The following is a 14,096-nucleotide window of genomic DNA, read 5'->3' as shown; positions in this document are numbered from 1 at the left end:
TGCTCTCCCCCAGCCCTTATTAGGCTAATACTCCAGGAAGCCGTTCGGCGGTGCCAAGCACGGCAGGTCCACGGGCGTCCGAATTTTCAAAACTCAAATTGACTCCCATAACCACATAGTCGACGAAGGCGGACTGATTGGGTGTCAGAGACTGGCTTGAAACAGGGGCGTCGCGGAACAAGGCGACGCGACTATTCAGGCCCGTCGCGGCATCTCCGCCAAAGCGGGAGGGAAGCCCTTCGACGGCTGCGATGAAAGCAGAATCGCTGGCGTAGGCACCGCCCTCGGAACGCCCATTCAAGATCTCCCGAGCGGCTTCCGCCTGCGGCCCACCACTCTTAACAATCATGTTCAACCGATTCGTTGCCTGAGCGACGTTCATGGGGCCTCCCTAAGTTATATTGCAAGCAATCTTCCTGCCATTATTCGGCAGGACCACCCTCTCGAGTTGCGTGTCTCTAACTACTTGATTTAACAATATTTTCTAAGAACACCCTCTTTATGACCCCTTGGAAGAACTGTCGGCTTTCCCGTCACCGTCCCCCAAATCCGGGGTTTTTTGACCCCAGTCCCTCCATGGATTTCGGGTCATTCACTCCAAGAATGGTTATCGGCCATTGAAAACAAAAGTTGTGGACTTCGATCAATTATTTTCAAAAAACCCCACAGAAAAACTCAACTCCTTGGAATTATGGTCTTTTTATGGATCCAACGAAGTGATCCGCAAGCCGGGTCGGCTTGGGGATCCGGTAACCATCCGTACATTGGAGGATGATTTTGACGGCCCTCGCAGGGCTGATGCGATGCCCCGGTGAGACAAAGACGGGTTTGACCCGGTCCCTTGTCCTTAAGACGGTCCCGACGACCTCGCCGTTATCCTCCAAGGGGGAGGTATCTCCTTTAGAAGGTCCCGGCTCTTGATACCTTCCGCACAGGAGGGACTTGCCGCAGCCAATGGACGGCCGGTTCAGGATGAGACCTAGATGGCTGGCGATCCCCAAGCGCCTCGGATGGGCGATGCCTTGGCCGTCAAAGAGGAGCACGTCCGGCGTATTTGTCAGTCTTTCAAAGGCCTTGAGCAGGATTGGACCCTCCCGAAAGGAAAGCAGGCCGGGGATGTAAGGAAACGTCAGAGGACCCGTGGCGGAGACCCGTTCGATCTCGCGCAAACTCGGGAACTCGAAGACGATCACCCCGCCGTAGCCCGTGCCACTACGCGTGTCGATTGACAAATCCGCGCCGGCGACGGTGCGAATCTCCCCAGGTTCGTCCTTAAGGACAATGCGGGAGGCCAATTGGGTCTGGAGGTCGATCGCATCCCTTGGAGGGAGGTCCCAGCGGTGAAGCTCAGGAATGACCATTAACCGCGGTAACGGAGGCTGCGGATCTTCTTGCCCGCCTTCTTGCGGCGCTTCCGGCGGGCCATCTTGGTTTTCTTGTACACGTTTCACACCTCAATGATTAAATGACTGAATCGCACCCGTAGGGTGTAGAGGGCTTCGTAACGCGATCAGAGCCGGTTTGACAAGACGTCAGTTGAGCAAAGGTTGAAGAAAGGGGGACTCATCTCCCAAAGGAGAGACAAACTCCAGTCCCAACACCTGGTCGCCGGCCTCGATACGCACGACGCGGGCGCGAACGTGGGAGCCGGAATCACCTCCGCAGTCCAAATGAAGGTCCACTTCCCGTTCCGGGTAGAAGGTGGCCCAGACGGTGTCGAGGCCCAGTGAAAGCGACATCCCGCCCCGGCTGAGGTCGATGGGATGCGTTTCTATTTCCACCGCGTTGAAGGAATTCCTGTTGAGTAGCGATCCCCCACTAAGGACCAGCGTCGCCTTTAACGGCGTGCCCCGCACGTCCTGGCGTGGAAACTTTCGTCTTTCCACGTTGCCCCCCTGTCCGTTTGCCCTGCCCTGCACCGCCTGATTCGGAATCGACGACAAAAGGTTGCGACTTATTTCGGACTATTTGAGCCAACCCTCCTCAACATACCATTGCGCGGCGTCCTTCGCGCCGGCGGCGAGCGAAAATGCCGGCCGGTAACCCAACAGACGCACCGCTTTCGAAACGTCCATCGCCCAATTGCGCTGAAGAAAATTCTTCGCATAGGCAAGGTTGAGCGCGAAGGTCCTTCGCGCAAGCCTTCCCAGCGCCTCCGCCGCGCCACAGACCAAATAGACAAAAGCCCCGGGTACGCGCAGCTTTAACGCCTTCCGCTCCAGCGCCCCGGCGATCGCCTCCGCGGCCTCCTCCCAGGTGTGGTTCTTGTCGTCCCCGATAAAGAAGATTTCCCCGGCCGCCTTCGGGTGCTCCGCGGCGAGCAGCATGCCGCTGACGACGTCCTGCACGTGCGTCATGTTGAGAATCCCCTTGCCATTGCCCGGAAGAAGGGCGAGGCCGCGCCGCACCATCCGGAAAAAGGCGAGGATCTGGTCGTCGCGCGGTCCATAGATGGCGGGAGGGCGGACGATCGTGATGGGCAGACGATCGCCGTATTTCAAGGCGATCAACTCCTCGTCCCGCTTGCTCTTTCCGTAATCGCCGATGGGATGGCACTCATCGTCCTCGCGCGCCATCCCGTCGCCGGGATTGGGTCCGTGGGCGGCAAGGCTCGTGACGACGACGACCCGCCGGATGTCCGGACGCGCCTCGAGACAGGTCTGGAGGAGATTCGCCGTGCCCTGGGCGTTCACTTCGTAGTAGGTTTGAGGCCGGTTCGCCCGGAGGATACCGGCGACGTGGAAGAGGACTTCGGCAGCTTCCAGCCCTTCACGTAACCCCTTGCCGTCGCCGGACACGTCGCCGTAATGAAACTGGACGTCTTTTCCGAGGAGCCATTGGAGATCGGAGGTCTTGCGCACGAGCACGTGGACTTCGTCGCCGCGTTCCAGCAAACGGTCGACCAAATGGCTCCCCAAAAATCCATTGGCCCCGGTGACGAAGGCGCGCATATTAAGTAGTCTCATATCTCATTCGAGGGGATCCGTGAAATGAAAAGCTCCGACGCGGGACGGCAAAATGCGGTGATGGAGTACGTGGACGCCCCGGACGGCTGGAAATTGGCGACCTACCATTATCCGGCGCGGTCAAAATTTCATCCCGTCCTTCTCGTTCACGGCCTGGGGACGAACCGGTTCGACGTCGACTTTCCGAACCCGCATTATTCCCTCGCAAAAAATCTGCATGCGCGCGGGTTCGACACCTGGATCGTGGAACTCCGCGGCGCGGGGCGGAGCCGTAAGCGCGGCTGGATCTCCAACGCCATGACCGCGCTCAGGACGGATTGGACCTTCGACGACTACGTCTTCAAAGACCTGCCGGCCGTCGTCCATCACATCCAAAAGAAGACGAAGCACAAAAAACTCCATTGGGTGGGACACAGCCTGGGGGGCACCCTCGTCTATGCCGCGATCGAGACCCTGGGCGACGCCGTCTGCGCCAGCGGAACGACGCTCGGCGCCGCCGTCAGCGCCTCGTCCAAGATCGGCTTGATCAAATTCCTCCTCAAGGTGGACCCTCTGGTCAAGAGGATGCCCTGCGTGCCGATGAAGGTCTTGGCCCAGGCGGGCGTCCCGTTCGCGCGCTGGCTTTCGCCCCTGGAGGACAACTTCTTCTACGCCGCCGACAACGTGGATTTGGAGGTCCTGGAGACGGGCCTTGAAAAGGCGGTGGAGAACGTTTCCTCGGCCCTTTTCCTGCAGCTCCACGACTGGTACCGGACCAACCATTTTCGCAGCCTCGACCATTCCTTCAGTTATCGCGACCATCTCAAGTCCATCCGCGCCCCCTTTCTCGTTTGCGCGGGGTCCGTCGACGGCCTCACCGCCTATCCGGACGTCCACCTGGCCTTTCGAGAGATGAGTTCCCAAAAAAAACGCTTTCGGGTATTCTCGCGCGAATCCGGCTGCCGGACGGAATACGGCCACATGGACCTGGTGCTGGGGAAAAACGCCCCGCGCGAGGTGTTTCCGGTGATCGCGCAGTGGATGCAGGAGCAGGAGCAGAAGTAGGTTCCCTATTACGGAGGTCCCGATGCCACCAGTCAGCCTCGTCACCGGAGCTTGCGGGTTCATGGGCACGCACATGGTGGACGTGCTGGCGGAGGCCGGGCACACGATCCGGGCGACCGACCTCGCCCAGAGCTACGACCACGACGACATCAAGACAGGCCGGTTTCCGAGCGTGCTCAAGAAGCGCGGCGTCGAGTTCATCCCGGCGGACGTCACGAATCGCGAGACCTTGGAAAAAATCCTGCATGACGTCGAGTACGTCTTCCACATCGCCGCCATCTTCAGCTATTCGGCGCCCTGGGACATCCTCTACCGCGTCAACGTCGAGGGGACGCGCCACCTCTTGGAGTTGCTCCAGAAGGTCCCCAGCTTCAAGAAGATGGTCCTTTGGGCGGCGGGCGGGGTTTACCGATTTCCGCGCGGACCGGCGGATCTGCCCATCACCGAAAAATCGTCGATCGAGCCCCAAAACAACTACCTCAAGAGCAAGTGGGAGCAGGAGTGCCTCGTCCGTGACTTCTGCAAACAGCACGGAATGCGGTTTTCGGCCATGCGCCCGACGACGGTCTACGGCCCGCGCGCGGTTTACGGCGGCGGACAGATGATCCATGACGCCCTGGCAATGAAGAAGCTGATGATTCCGAGGAATTTCACGTTCCGCATCCCGACCGTGCACGTGCGGGACGTCTGCCGGGCCGCCCTCTTTCTCGCGGAACACCCCCAGACGGACGGGGAGTCCTATAACCTCAACGACAATAGCAAGACGACGACGGTCGAATACTTTCGGATGATGGCGCGACTGACCGGAAAGCCCTTCAAGGCGCTGCCGACGATGCCGTTGGGGCTCGTGCGGTTCAACCTCCAGATCGTTGCGGCGTTGGGCAAACTCCGGTGGAAGATCTTCGGCGGGCGCCCGCCCAAGTTCGAGAGGGACAGCATCAAGTACTTCGGCGTCGACTACGTCTGCGACAACTCCAAGCTGAAAAGCACGGGATTCCAGTTCGAATATCCGGAGTTCGAGAAGGGGCTCGAGGCAACATTGCCTTGGTATCGGGAGAATTTCGGGTTATAAGGCCCGCCATGTAGGGGCGAACCTTGTGTTCGCCCTCTGAAAGGGGGCGATTCCAACATTTATCATTGATTGGCCGGTGCTCTTGCTCATCGGCTTCTTATTCGGGTACGGGGTCAAGGGCACGCCGACGCAGAGCGTGTTCCTTACGCGGGCCTATCTCTCGGGAAAGCTCGTCGTCGCCCTCTTTTCAGGGCTCGTTTATTACTCCTACCGCCTCGCTCCCGACTGGATGTTCAATTACTTCACCCGGGACGCCGATATACCCGGGTGGATGATCGCCTATATCTTCATCCTCTACTTCGTCGCCTACGCCGCCGGCTTCGCCATGAAGTTCGAGACGGCCAAGATCCACAAGGCCTATCCCATTCTGCTCATGATCGCCCTGCTGGCCGCCTCGGCCGCGATCCCCATCGCCCTCGGCGATCGCTACACGCTGGTGGGGACGATGGATCAGTTCCTGAACCACACGGCCGTCCCTCTGCCTCAATCCCCCGTCGGCAAGGTCCCGGGCACACTGACGCTCGCCATCCTCCCCATCGGATTGGGCCTGCTCTGGTGGTCGCGCAAGGAACGATTCTAGTGGGGACGGGGTCACCCCCCTACGTCCCCTTCATCACCTTATAGAAATAACCCTGGCTGACCTTCAGATTGGCGATGGCGGTGTACGGTTTGTCGCCGGCGTAGGTGAGGGCGGCGCGGAAGACGGGTTTGAGGTAGTCCTCGAGCTTCCGTTCGCGGTCATAGTGGAAATTCTCGGAATAAAGAGCGTGGTTCTTGTCGGCCAAACCGGTCTCCCGGACCTTCTTGTAGACGGTCGCCGGCGCGAGACCCAGCATGGATGCGGTCTCCTTCGCATTGAAGCCGTTTAAGCGATAGGCTTGGGCCAGGATGATCCTTTCATAGTCGTACCAGCCCTTGGAGGGATCGTAATGGTTCCTGGTATCGATGAGGGGTGTCGCGGAGAGAGCAGGATCTCTCCCCGACTTAAGCGAGGATCCGGCTTCGCCGGTCCGAGCGGAAGACTTCATCGCCAAGAGGTATTTCGCCAGGCCGTAATTGGACGGGACCAACTTGGCGTCGATCACCTCGTTCTCCGCCAAGGCCACCGCCACCTTCACAACGTTCTCCAACTCCCGGATGTTGCCGGGCCAGTCGTACTCGAGCATCGCCTTCAAAAGTCGCGAGGAGATCTTGAGCGGCTTTCCGGCCTCCTGGCGGACGAAGGCATCGATCAAAAGCGGGATGTCCTCGCGGCGTTCCCGCAGGGCCGGCAGGTCGATCCGGATCTGGCAGAGCCGGTAATAGAGGTCTTCGCGGAACTTGCCCTCCTTGGAGAGCTTTTCGATGTCCTTGTTCGAGGCCGACACGATCCGCACGTCCGCCTTGAGCGGGCGGTTGTCGCCCAGGCGGTAGTACTCCCCTTCCTGCACGACGCGAAGGAGTTTGGCCTGAAGCTCGTGCGCGAGCTCGGCGACTTCGTCCAGAAAAAGAGTCCCTCCGTCGGCCTCTTCGAAAAGGCCCTTTTTATCGCGGTTCGCGCCGGTGAAGGCGCCGGCCTTGTAGCCGAAGAGCTCGCTCTCCATGAGGTTGGCTGGGATCGCGCCGCAGTTGACGGCGAGGAACCGGCTCTTGGACCGCCCGCTGTTTTCGTGCAGGGCGCGGGCGATGAGTTCCTTGCCGGTGCCGGATTCGCCGTGGACGAAGGCCGTCAGGTCCGTATCCGTGATCTTGTCGAGCAGGCGGAAGATCTCGAGCATGGGCTTGGAGCGCGCAACGATGGCGCCGTATTCGTATTTCGTATCGCGACGGGTCGTCGCGTGGATCAGGCTCTCGAACTGCTCAAGTTTGGAGGACATCTCCGAGAGCTTGCTCTGCACCTCCTTCGCGGATGGCTCCTGGAGCGCACTCTCCTCCATCTCCGCGACCTCGATCGCGAGCTTCACAACCTTATGGAAGACCTGGGAGAGGTCCTCTCCCGCGCTCACGGCCCGGTGAATCTCGAGGAGCCGGCCTCGCAGGCTCGGAGGGAGGGAGGCATCGGAAACAGGTTGAGGGGCGTGGATTGACGGTTGGGAGACGGGGGGCGACGACCGGACGACGGTCTTGTCGGAACCCTCCGCCGGCGCCGGCACCAGCGCCGCGACTCGCTCGATCTCATCCTGCGATTGGGCCGATTTGCGGAGCTCGGGCAAGAGTTTGTGGAAGCCCGACTCATCGCCCTTCCCGCGCAGAAGCTGGGCGAGAGTCAAAAGAACCCAAAAGCGGAGCGATTGCGCGCCCTCGCCTTCTTCGGAGACCCGGAGCGCCTCACGCAGTGCGTCCTCGGAGGGTTTCCAATCCTTCTGTTTGAGATAGACGTCCCCCTGCTCGAGGAGGGCGCGCACCAAGACCTGGCGGTCGATGGCGAACCTCGTTTTCAGCGACCTGAGAAAGGCGACGGCGGGATCCAAGTGGCGGAGTGATTTCTCATAATGGCCCTGGGCCGCCTCAATGATGCCGATGTTGACCAGGATTCCCGCGTGACTCCGCAAGTCGCCGGTGCGCTCGCAGAGGTCGAGTCCGCGCTCGTAGAAGCGGACGGCCTCGTCGGGCCGGTCCATGAGATTAAAGGCGTTGCCCAGACCGTTGTAGGCGCGGAGGAGAAACTCCGTGTTCTTGAGCTCCTGCGCGAGGTTCGCTGCGAGCTGGTAGTGCTCGACCGCCGCGGCGAAATCCTTGAGTCCCAAACAGGCTTCTCCCAGGTGATAATGCGTCCGCGTCAACAGGAGACGGTCACCGAGACCGCGATGGGCCTCAAGATCGGCCTGGAATTGTTTCATCGCCTGCGAGTATTGCTGCGTCAGGAGATAGACGACGCCCAGGTCGTTGTTGGTCACTCGCGGGCGCTCCTCGGGAGCAAGCTCCTTTTCCCAGCGGAGACGCGTCTTTTCAAAACTTTGGCGGGCTTCCTCGAGCCTTCCCTCCTGGAGCAGGATCGCGCCGCGGTAGTTCTCGGCGACGAGTTCCCGGACAAGATCGCCCTTGAGGTACCGGAGGAGCGTGAGCGCCGACTCCAGGGACCCGCGGGCCTTTTCGATTTCCCCCATTTTCAGGTAGACGCCGCCGATCTTGAGCAGGGCGTCGACGCGGTCGTTGACGTTATCCAGGGGATTCTTGACCTCCGAAAGGGCCTTCTCGACGCGCCCGAAGGTTTCCAGAGCCGTCGCATAATCCAGCCCCAGCATGCAGGATTCGCCGAGCTTCAGAAGTAGCTCGATGTTTTGCGACGTCGATCGCCGAACGGGCAGGGCCAGGGCGAAGCGGAACAATTCGGCCGCCTCGCGTCCGTGCGCTTCCTGCAATCGCCGCTCGGCGGCTTCCAGACAGAGCGTGTACGCCCTGTTGAGGTCGCTCCCCCGGATTTCGTGGAAGAGTTTCGTTTCGGAGCCCTCCGGATGGAGGGAGGCCGCCTGGTCATTGAGAAAACGCCGGCGGTCTTCGGGCAGTTTTTCGACGATGAGCTCGGCGAGTGTCGCGTTCTTGAGATGGTAACGCCCTCCGGGCTCTTCGCGGGCGACCAAGTCACGCGAAAGGAGGATCTCCAGGAGAGGCGCCGGATCCTCGATCTCCGCCATCTTCGTGATCTCGCCGGCCCGCAGACGCCCGCCGACGGCCATGACTTCCAGCGCCTTCTTGAGCCCGCCAGGAAGTTTTTCATAGCGCGCGTAGAGGAGCTCCTCGAGCACACTGGAAAAACGGGCATTGGAAAAGTCCACGCCCAGGTCCTCGAACGTCGTCTTTTTCCAGCGGCCACCCGCGTCGAAGAGGGCGCCGCTCTCGATCAGGGAGCGCAGGAGCTCCGTCACGAGCAGCGGGTTTCCGCTCGTGCGCGACTCAAGACCGATCAGGAGGTCCGCCGGCGGGTCCTCGAGGCCGGTCAGGGACGAGATGTATTCCCTCAGCTCCTGGGTCGTGAAAGGCCCCAAATCGAGGGTTTCCCATTTGTCCTTCGGCAGGACCTCCCAGAACGCCGCCGGAAGAGAGTCGCGGGAGGAGGCGGCGCCGGCGAAGAGCATCGGCAACCGATCGCTCCAATCTCCGGAGGCATCGCCGAAGATCAGGCGCGCGAGCGCTCCGCGGAATTGCTGAAAGCCTTCGTCGTTCTCTTTCCAGTGGTCGATGTCGTCGAGGAGGAAAACGGTGGGGCGGCCCTCGGTGGCCTGGCGCCGGAACATATCCAGCCAAACCGAGATTTCTTCGGGATTCCGGACCGAGGCCGATTCGACCGAAACACCCTTGAGCTGCGCCTCGTATTTGAAATCCTTCAAGAGGCGGCTCTTGCCCATGCCGGCCTCTCCCAAGAGCATGAGAAAGCCCATCGTGTCCGGCGAAGCGGGGTCGAAGACCCGATCAAAGACCCGATCGAAGGCCTCCCCGACCCCCTTCCGTCCGATCAGCCGCCCCTCTTCCGGTAAATACGAGAGCAGGGTCTCGCGCGTCTCCATCGCGAACTTTTTGGGGGAATAAAAATTGATCTCGCGGAGGGCCTCCTCGGCCCTCTGGGTGCGGTTGGCGGGATTCTTTTCCAGCAGTTTGGCCAGGATGCGGTCCACGTAGTCCGGGATTTCCGACCTCGAGGAGGAGGCCGGAGGAGCGATCACGGTCTGCTGTCTCTTCAAGGTCTCTGGCACAGAATTGCCGCGGAAGGGATTTTTACGCGTGAAGCAGGAATAGAAGAGGACGCCCAGGGAATAGAGATCGGACCGGGCGTCCGGCCTTTCCTTCGCAATGATCTCGGGGGCCATGTAGGAGGGCGTCCCGATCATCTTCCCCCGTGGATCGATGGAGGCCAGTCCAAAGTCGATGACCTTGATTTGTCCGCCCTTGGTCACCAACACGTTCGCCGCCTTCACGTCGAAGTGATGGACCTTATAGGAATGAAGGTAGTTGAAGGCCCTGAGGGCCTGGACGAAGAGTTCGAGAATCTCGTCGACGGACTTGCCCTCCGTCGCCTCGAATAGGTCCCTCCCCTCCACGAGCTCGGTGGTGTAATAGTACTGCTTGAGCCTTGGGTCGAAGCCGAAGTCCAGGATCCGGCAGATGTTGGGGTGGTTCAGGTCCTTTAAGATGGAGAACTCGTGCTTGAAATCTTCGACCGCCTCCCCGGAAGGCCCCCCGCTCAAGGACTTTCGGAGGAGCTTCAAGGCGGACCGTCCTCCCGGCCCGTCGACGACGAAGACCTCGCTGAAACTCCCGGCACCCAAAACGGAGTGGATCGCGTATTTCGAATCGATGAATTGGCCCTTTTCCATCCTAGGGAGAGTATATTTCATGAACTTTAATGGATATATAAAAAATAATAATTCTATTTTTTTTATATCATCTGAAATTTAACCTATTGATTTTATTTGTTTCTAGAAGGTGGCATTTGATTTGCTCACCTGTAGTCATGGCAAGCTTTGCCAAAAGGGGTTAAACTGCCATGATTTTGAAAACGATACTCCGTTCCCTGAAGACCATCGCCTATCTGGGGGGCCTTATCGGTCTCCTCCAGACCGGCCTTTTTGTGGCCGGTGGGTGCAGCACCACCGGGGTCGGGGCCTCGGCCCCTCCGATTTCGCTGCCTGCCCCCGTCACCGGCCGCATGACCATCACGAGCCCCGACGAAACAGGGGCGGCCTTGGTGGTGGGCGATGAAGGGGCGGTCCCGGCGGGCTCCCTCGTACACGCCTTCAACGCGACCCAGGATCCGGCGGGGCTTCGTGTCTCCGGCAACTTATCCGCAAGCTTGATGAGCGCCCTCCTCTCGCCCATCTCCTCTGCGCAGGCCGAGTCATCGTTCCCCGAAGTCTGCGGACACGCCTTTCACGCCTGCGCGGTTGCCGGCGCCGACGGCTCATTCGAGATCACCCTCTCGGCGGAGAACGATCAGGAAATCGTTGTGGAGATCCTCAATAACGACGGTTTTCAGATCTCCGAACGGTTGCGAAGGCCCGTGCCCCGCAACGTCCGTCATTTCGTCCGTCCCGTCGCGGACCTAGGTCTTCTCTCGAACATCCCCCTGAGCACCCGGAAGCTCTACGCCCTCATGCCACGCACCTTGGACGACCCGAACGGGCTCGTATCCGTGGTGGACCTGCCCACCGGCACGCGCACCCCGGTTCCATTCGCCGGCCCCCGCCCCGCACGGATGGCCGTCCAGACGGAGACGCGTCAGGGGGCCATTGTCGATCCCGATGGCAATTTCGTGGCCAAGGTGGACCTCGCAATCAACAATTTCGACACCCCTGTCACCTTCCCCATGGAAGGCCCGAACGACGTGGTCTTCAATACGACTGGCAGCGAGATCGTGGTCAGCGACACCGCCAAACCGGTGGGGATCTCCGTTCTCCTGCAAAAGATTGATTTTACAGTGATGACCGACATGGATGAACTGACCGATACCGATCTCCAGGTCCTGATCCCTGGAGCCGTCAACGTCGAAACGACCGCCCTCGACCTGATCCCCTTTACGACCACCAGCACCTTCGACTTGGTCGCCTTCATCGGAACCTACCATGTGGACGGGGTCGACAAACCCGCCGTCGGTTTGGCGAATACGAGTTCCATGCAGCTGCTGGCGGTCACCCTCCTTCCGGCTGGCACGGTGCCAGAAGACGTGGCCTTCGATCGGACGGCCGACCGGGTCCTCGTCACTGATTCGGGGAACGACAAGATCTTCATTTTCGATTTCACAACGACGGCACCCGTCGTTTCCCCCGTTACGACGCTCACACCCGCCGGCGAGATTGCCGACCCGGAGGGATTTGTCATCAATCCCCGGGACCTCTTCGTCCACCCGGACAACGGCTTCGCCTTCGTCAACGCCAAGAACGGCAACGCCGACCATCCCGATACCGTTCTCACGGTCGACCTCACCGCCGATCAGGTCGTGGACATCAACCCCGTCGGCTTCGGGCCCACGGGCCTGGTGTTCGATCCCGTGAACAAGAACCTCTTCGTCTCGACCTTTAAGTCCCACGCCGTCACGTTCTGGGGCCTCCCGGACCTCCTCCCGTAGGTAAAACGCCGGCCTGTTCATAAAATAGAAACTGAATTGGCGTAAAACTTGCACTGATCCGTCATTCTTCCGGGGAAAAACCGCATGGCGCCCTCACTAAAGATTGAGAGGCGCCGCGCAAGGAGGCTATAGTATGAACGTGTTTCACCGGCTCGCCGCCCTCCTGGGGATTCCATCCGTGCTGGTCGTCGTCGCCTCTCTGACCTTGGCCGGGGCCTCGGTGACCACGGGCTGTTTCGGGTCTCAGGCAACGACAGGCGGCGGTGCTTTTGCACCCTCGGCGCCGATCGGTCCCGCTTCGGCCACGGGGGATGGCTCCAGCGAGCCTTCCGGGGAAGCCGAAGCGCCGAAATCCTATGATGACACCGGCGTTTCCGCGCCTCCGATCAATCTCCCCGCGCCCGTCACTGGCCGGCTCACGACAACCACCCCCAACGCTAATATGGCCTCCTTGATCATCGGTGACGAACTCGGCGCCCCCCCAGGCTCGCTCGTCATGGCCGTCAACGACAGCAAGGCGACCGCTTCCTTGGAATTCGACTGGAAAACACTGATGAATTTCGGCCAGTTGGCCGAACTGTTGATCCCTTCCGCGCACGCGGATCTGATCTTTCCGGATATTTGCAAACTCCCCTATCACGCCTGCGCCTATGCCCTGGCGGAAGGGGCCTTTGAATTCGCGCTCCAGGGGGACATCGGGGACAATGTCTCGATCGGGATCATCAGTCCAAGTTCGGGGGCCTGGCTCTCTGCGGTCGTTCAGCGCGTGATTCCACCAAACGTCCGCGCCCTCCCCCGCCGAGTGAACCAAGTGGGTTATTCCACGGAGTCGTTCAGTTCCAAAGAGACCCTCTATTCCTTCATGCCGGCTACGGGGGCGGATCCCAAAGGTCTCGTGGAAGTCATGGATCTGGCGACGCAAACGGTGAAGTTCTTCCCTTTCATCGGATCGGCGCCGACCCGCATCGATGTGAATTCCGGAAATATGAAAGCCGCTGTGACCGATCCCTTCGGAAACTTCGTGGCCTTCGTCGACTTGATCAAGTTGGATTTTGAGGCCCCTCCAAAAATGTCCATTTCAAACCCGACGGACGTCGCCATTTCCTTTGATTCCAAAGTGCTGGCCGTGACCGCGAATCCGGATGGAGCCCTTCAGAGAATCATGGAGATGGTCGACACCGCCTCGATGTCCAGTATCGCTACGATCACAAAGGATCAACTCCCCTCAGCCATGTTTCCGGCCGGATCAACCGTCACGGAAACGACCGCCGTCGATCACGCCTATTTGTATACGTCGGAGTGGATCGATCTCTATGCCTTCGTCGGGAACTATACCCCGGCCCCCGGGCCCAATTCGAAGCCCTATCTCGGCTTCGTCTCCAAGGACGTCGGAGGCTATCAGATCATCGGCATGCAGGAATTGCCCGAGGGATGCCTCCCTCGTGACGTCAGCTTTGATCCACAGACGGACATCATGGTGGCTTGCGGGGGCATCGACCAGATCGTACGTTTCTCGATTGGCGTGACCTGGCCCGCGATCCCGGGGATTGCCTTCGGCGCTCCGAACCCCGTCTCCGACCCTGAAAACCTGATCACCGATCCTCTGCACATCACGACGGATTCGCGGTTCGACGGAAAGTTCATCACCGGTTGCCCCAAGAACGCTTACGTGACGGTCCGTGATGGGGACGCCACCCATCCGGACAGCGTTCTCACCATGAGCTCCACTGACGCCTTTGCCCCTTCCAAGAGAAGCGACGTCGGTCTTCGCCCCTCAGGCTTGGCCGTCTCCAAAAACGGCAGCAAACTCTTCCTTTCCAGTGAATGGTCCCATTCCGTGACGACCTGGGGTATCGACGACTTAAAATAAGAATATTTTATATATATCTAGGAGTATTTTAATAATACTTTTATTTCATACATATTCATAAACAATAAATCCTAGCTCGATTTGTCTGGCATGCATTGCACATCA

10 protein-coding genes are annotated in these 14,096 nt (G+C 59.8%); 5 read left to right on the top strand and 5 right to left on the bottom strand.

Annotated features, from left to right (window positions below; translation table 11 throughout):
* Positions 1 to 19: 19 nt before the first annotated feature.
* From VLJ37_03770 to VLJ37_03755, 4 genes are all read right to left on the bottom strand, one after another.
* Complete coding sequence (locus VLJ37_03770) at positions 20 to 382, bottom strand: hypothetical protein (protein HSA58780.1); 363 nt, start codon at positions 380 to 382, stop codon at positions 20 to 22.
* 307 nt (positions 383 to 689) lie between these two features.
* Complete coding sequence (gene nfi / locus VLJ37_03765; protein HSA58779.1) at positions 690 to 1,361, bottom strand: deoxyribonuclease V; 672 nt, start codon at positions 1,359 to 1,361, stop codon at positions 690 to 692.
* A 171-nt stretch (positions 1,362 to 1,532) separates the two neighbouring features.
* Positions 1,533 to 1,886, bottom strand: coding sequence for a PilZ domain-containing protein (locus VLJ37_03760; GenBank protein ID HSA58778.1), 354 nt, complete (start codon positions 1,884 to 1,886; stop codon positions 1,533 to 1,535).
* A gap of 78 nt (positions 1,887 to 1,964) precedes the next feature.
* Complete coding sequence (locus tag VLJ37_03755) at positions 1,965 to 2,966, bottom strand: NAD-dependent epimerase/dehydratase family protein (protein ID HSA58777.1); 1,002 nt, start codon at positions 2,964 to 2,966, stop codon at positions 1,965 to 1,967.
* A gap of 24 nt (positions 2,967 to 2,990) precedes the next feature.
* On the opposite strand from VLJ37_03755, the gene VLJ37_03750 reads away from it, so the two are divergent.
* The 3 genes from VLJ37_03750 (at position 2,991) to VLJ37_03740 (ending at position 5,662) form a co-directional block, all read left to right on the top strand.
* Positions 2,991 to 4,010: an alpha/beta fold hydrolase gene (locus VLJ37_03750; GenBank protein ID HSA58776.1), complete on the top strand. Its 1,020-nt coding sequence runs from the start codon at positions 2,991 to 2,993 to the stop codon at positions 4,008 to 4,010.
* 22 nt (positions 4,011 to 4,032) lie between these two features.
* Positions 4,033 to 5,082 (top strand): NAD(P)-dependent oxidoreductase, encoded by a 1,050-nt coding sequence (locus VLJ37_03745; GenBank protein HSA58775.1) that lies wholly within the window; start codon positions 4,033 to 4,035, stop codon positions 5,080 to 5,082.
* A gap of 76 nt (positions 5,083 to 5,158) precedes the next feature.
* A complete protein-coding gene (locus tag VLJ37_03740) occupies positions 5,159 to 5,662 on the top strand; it encodes a hypothetical protein (GenBank protein ID HSA58774.1) in 504 nt (167 codons plus the stop codon).
* A gap of 19 nt (positions 5,663 to 5,681) precedes the next feature.
* Here VLJ37_03740 and VLJ37_03735 read toward each other — a convergent pair whose 3' ends face one another.
* Positions 5,682 to 10,373, bottom strand: a complete 4,692-nt coding sequence (locus VLJ37_03735) for a sigma 54-interacting transcriptional regulator (GenBank protein ID HSA58773.1) — start codon at positions 10,371 to 10,373, stop codon at positions 5,682 to 5,684.
* A 176-nt stretch (positions 10,374 to 10,549) separates the two neighbouring features.
* Here VLJ37_03735 and VLJ37_03730 point away from each other — a divergent pair, with 176 nt between their 5' ends.
* Together VLJ37_03730 and VLJ37_03725 are read left to right on the top strand one after the other, a co-directional pair.
* Positions 10,550 to 12,121: a hypothetical protein gene (locus tag VLJ37_03730; protein HSA58772.1), complete on the top strand. Its 1,572-nt coding sequence runs from the start codon at positions 10,550 to 10,552 to the stop codon at positions 12,119 to 12,121.
* 133 nt (positions 12,122 to 12,254) lie between these two features.
* Positions 12,255 to 13,991 carry a hypothetical protein gene (locus VLJ37_03725; GenBank protein ID HSA58771.1) on the top strand — a complete coding sequence of 579 codons (1,737 nt, stop codon included), beginning with the start codon at positions 12,255 to 12,257 and terminating at the stop codon, positions 13,989 to 13,991.
* Positions 13,992 to 14,096: the final 105 nt, after the last annotated feature.

The organism is bacterium, assembly GCA_035454885.1.
Lineage (GTDB): Bacteria > UBA10199 > UBA10199 > JACPAL01.
Note: the sequence above shows the minus strand (reverse complement) of the source record. Positions and strands in the feature narration are given on the sequence as shown.

What these genes read in the sequence shown, in the direction of transcription:
- VLJ37_03745 (HSA58775.1), top strand. Translation starts at nt 4,033, where the DNA reads ATGCCACCAGTCAGCCTCGTCACCGGAGCTTGCGGGTTCATGGGCACG.
- nfi (HSA58779.1), bottom strand. Translation starts at nt 1,361, where the DNA reads ATGGTCATTCCTGAGCTTCACCGCTGGGACCTCCCTCCAAGGGATGCG.
- VLJ37_03750 (HSA58776.1), top strand. Translation starts at nt 2,991, where the DNA reads ATGAAAAGCTCCGACGCGGGACGGCAAAATGCGGTGATGGAGTACGTG.
- VLJ37_03755 (HSA58777.1), bottom strand. Translation starts at nt 2,966, where the DNA reads ATGAGACTACTTAATATGCGCGCCTTCGTCACCGGGGCCAATGGATTT.
- VLJ37_03770 (HSA58780.1), bottom strand. Translation starts at nt 382, where the DNA reads ATGAACGTCGCTCAGGCAACGAATCGGTTGAACATGATTGTTAAGAGT.
- VLJ37_03725 (HSA58771.1), top strand. Translation starts at nt 12,255, where the DNA reads ATGAACGTGTTTCACCGGCTCGCCGCCCTCCTGGGGATTCCATCCGTG.
- VLJ37_03735 (HSA58773.1), bottom strand. Translation starts at nt 10,373, where the DNA reads ATGGAAAAGGGCCAATTCATCGATTCGAAATACGCGATCCACTCCGTT.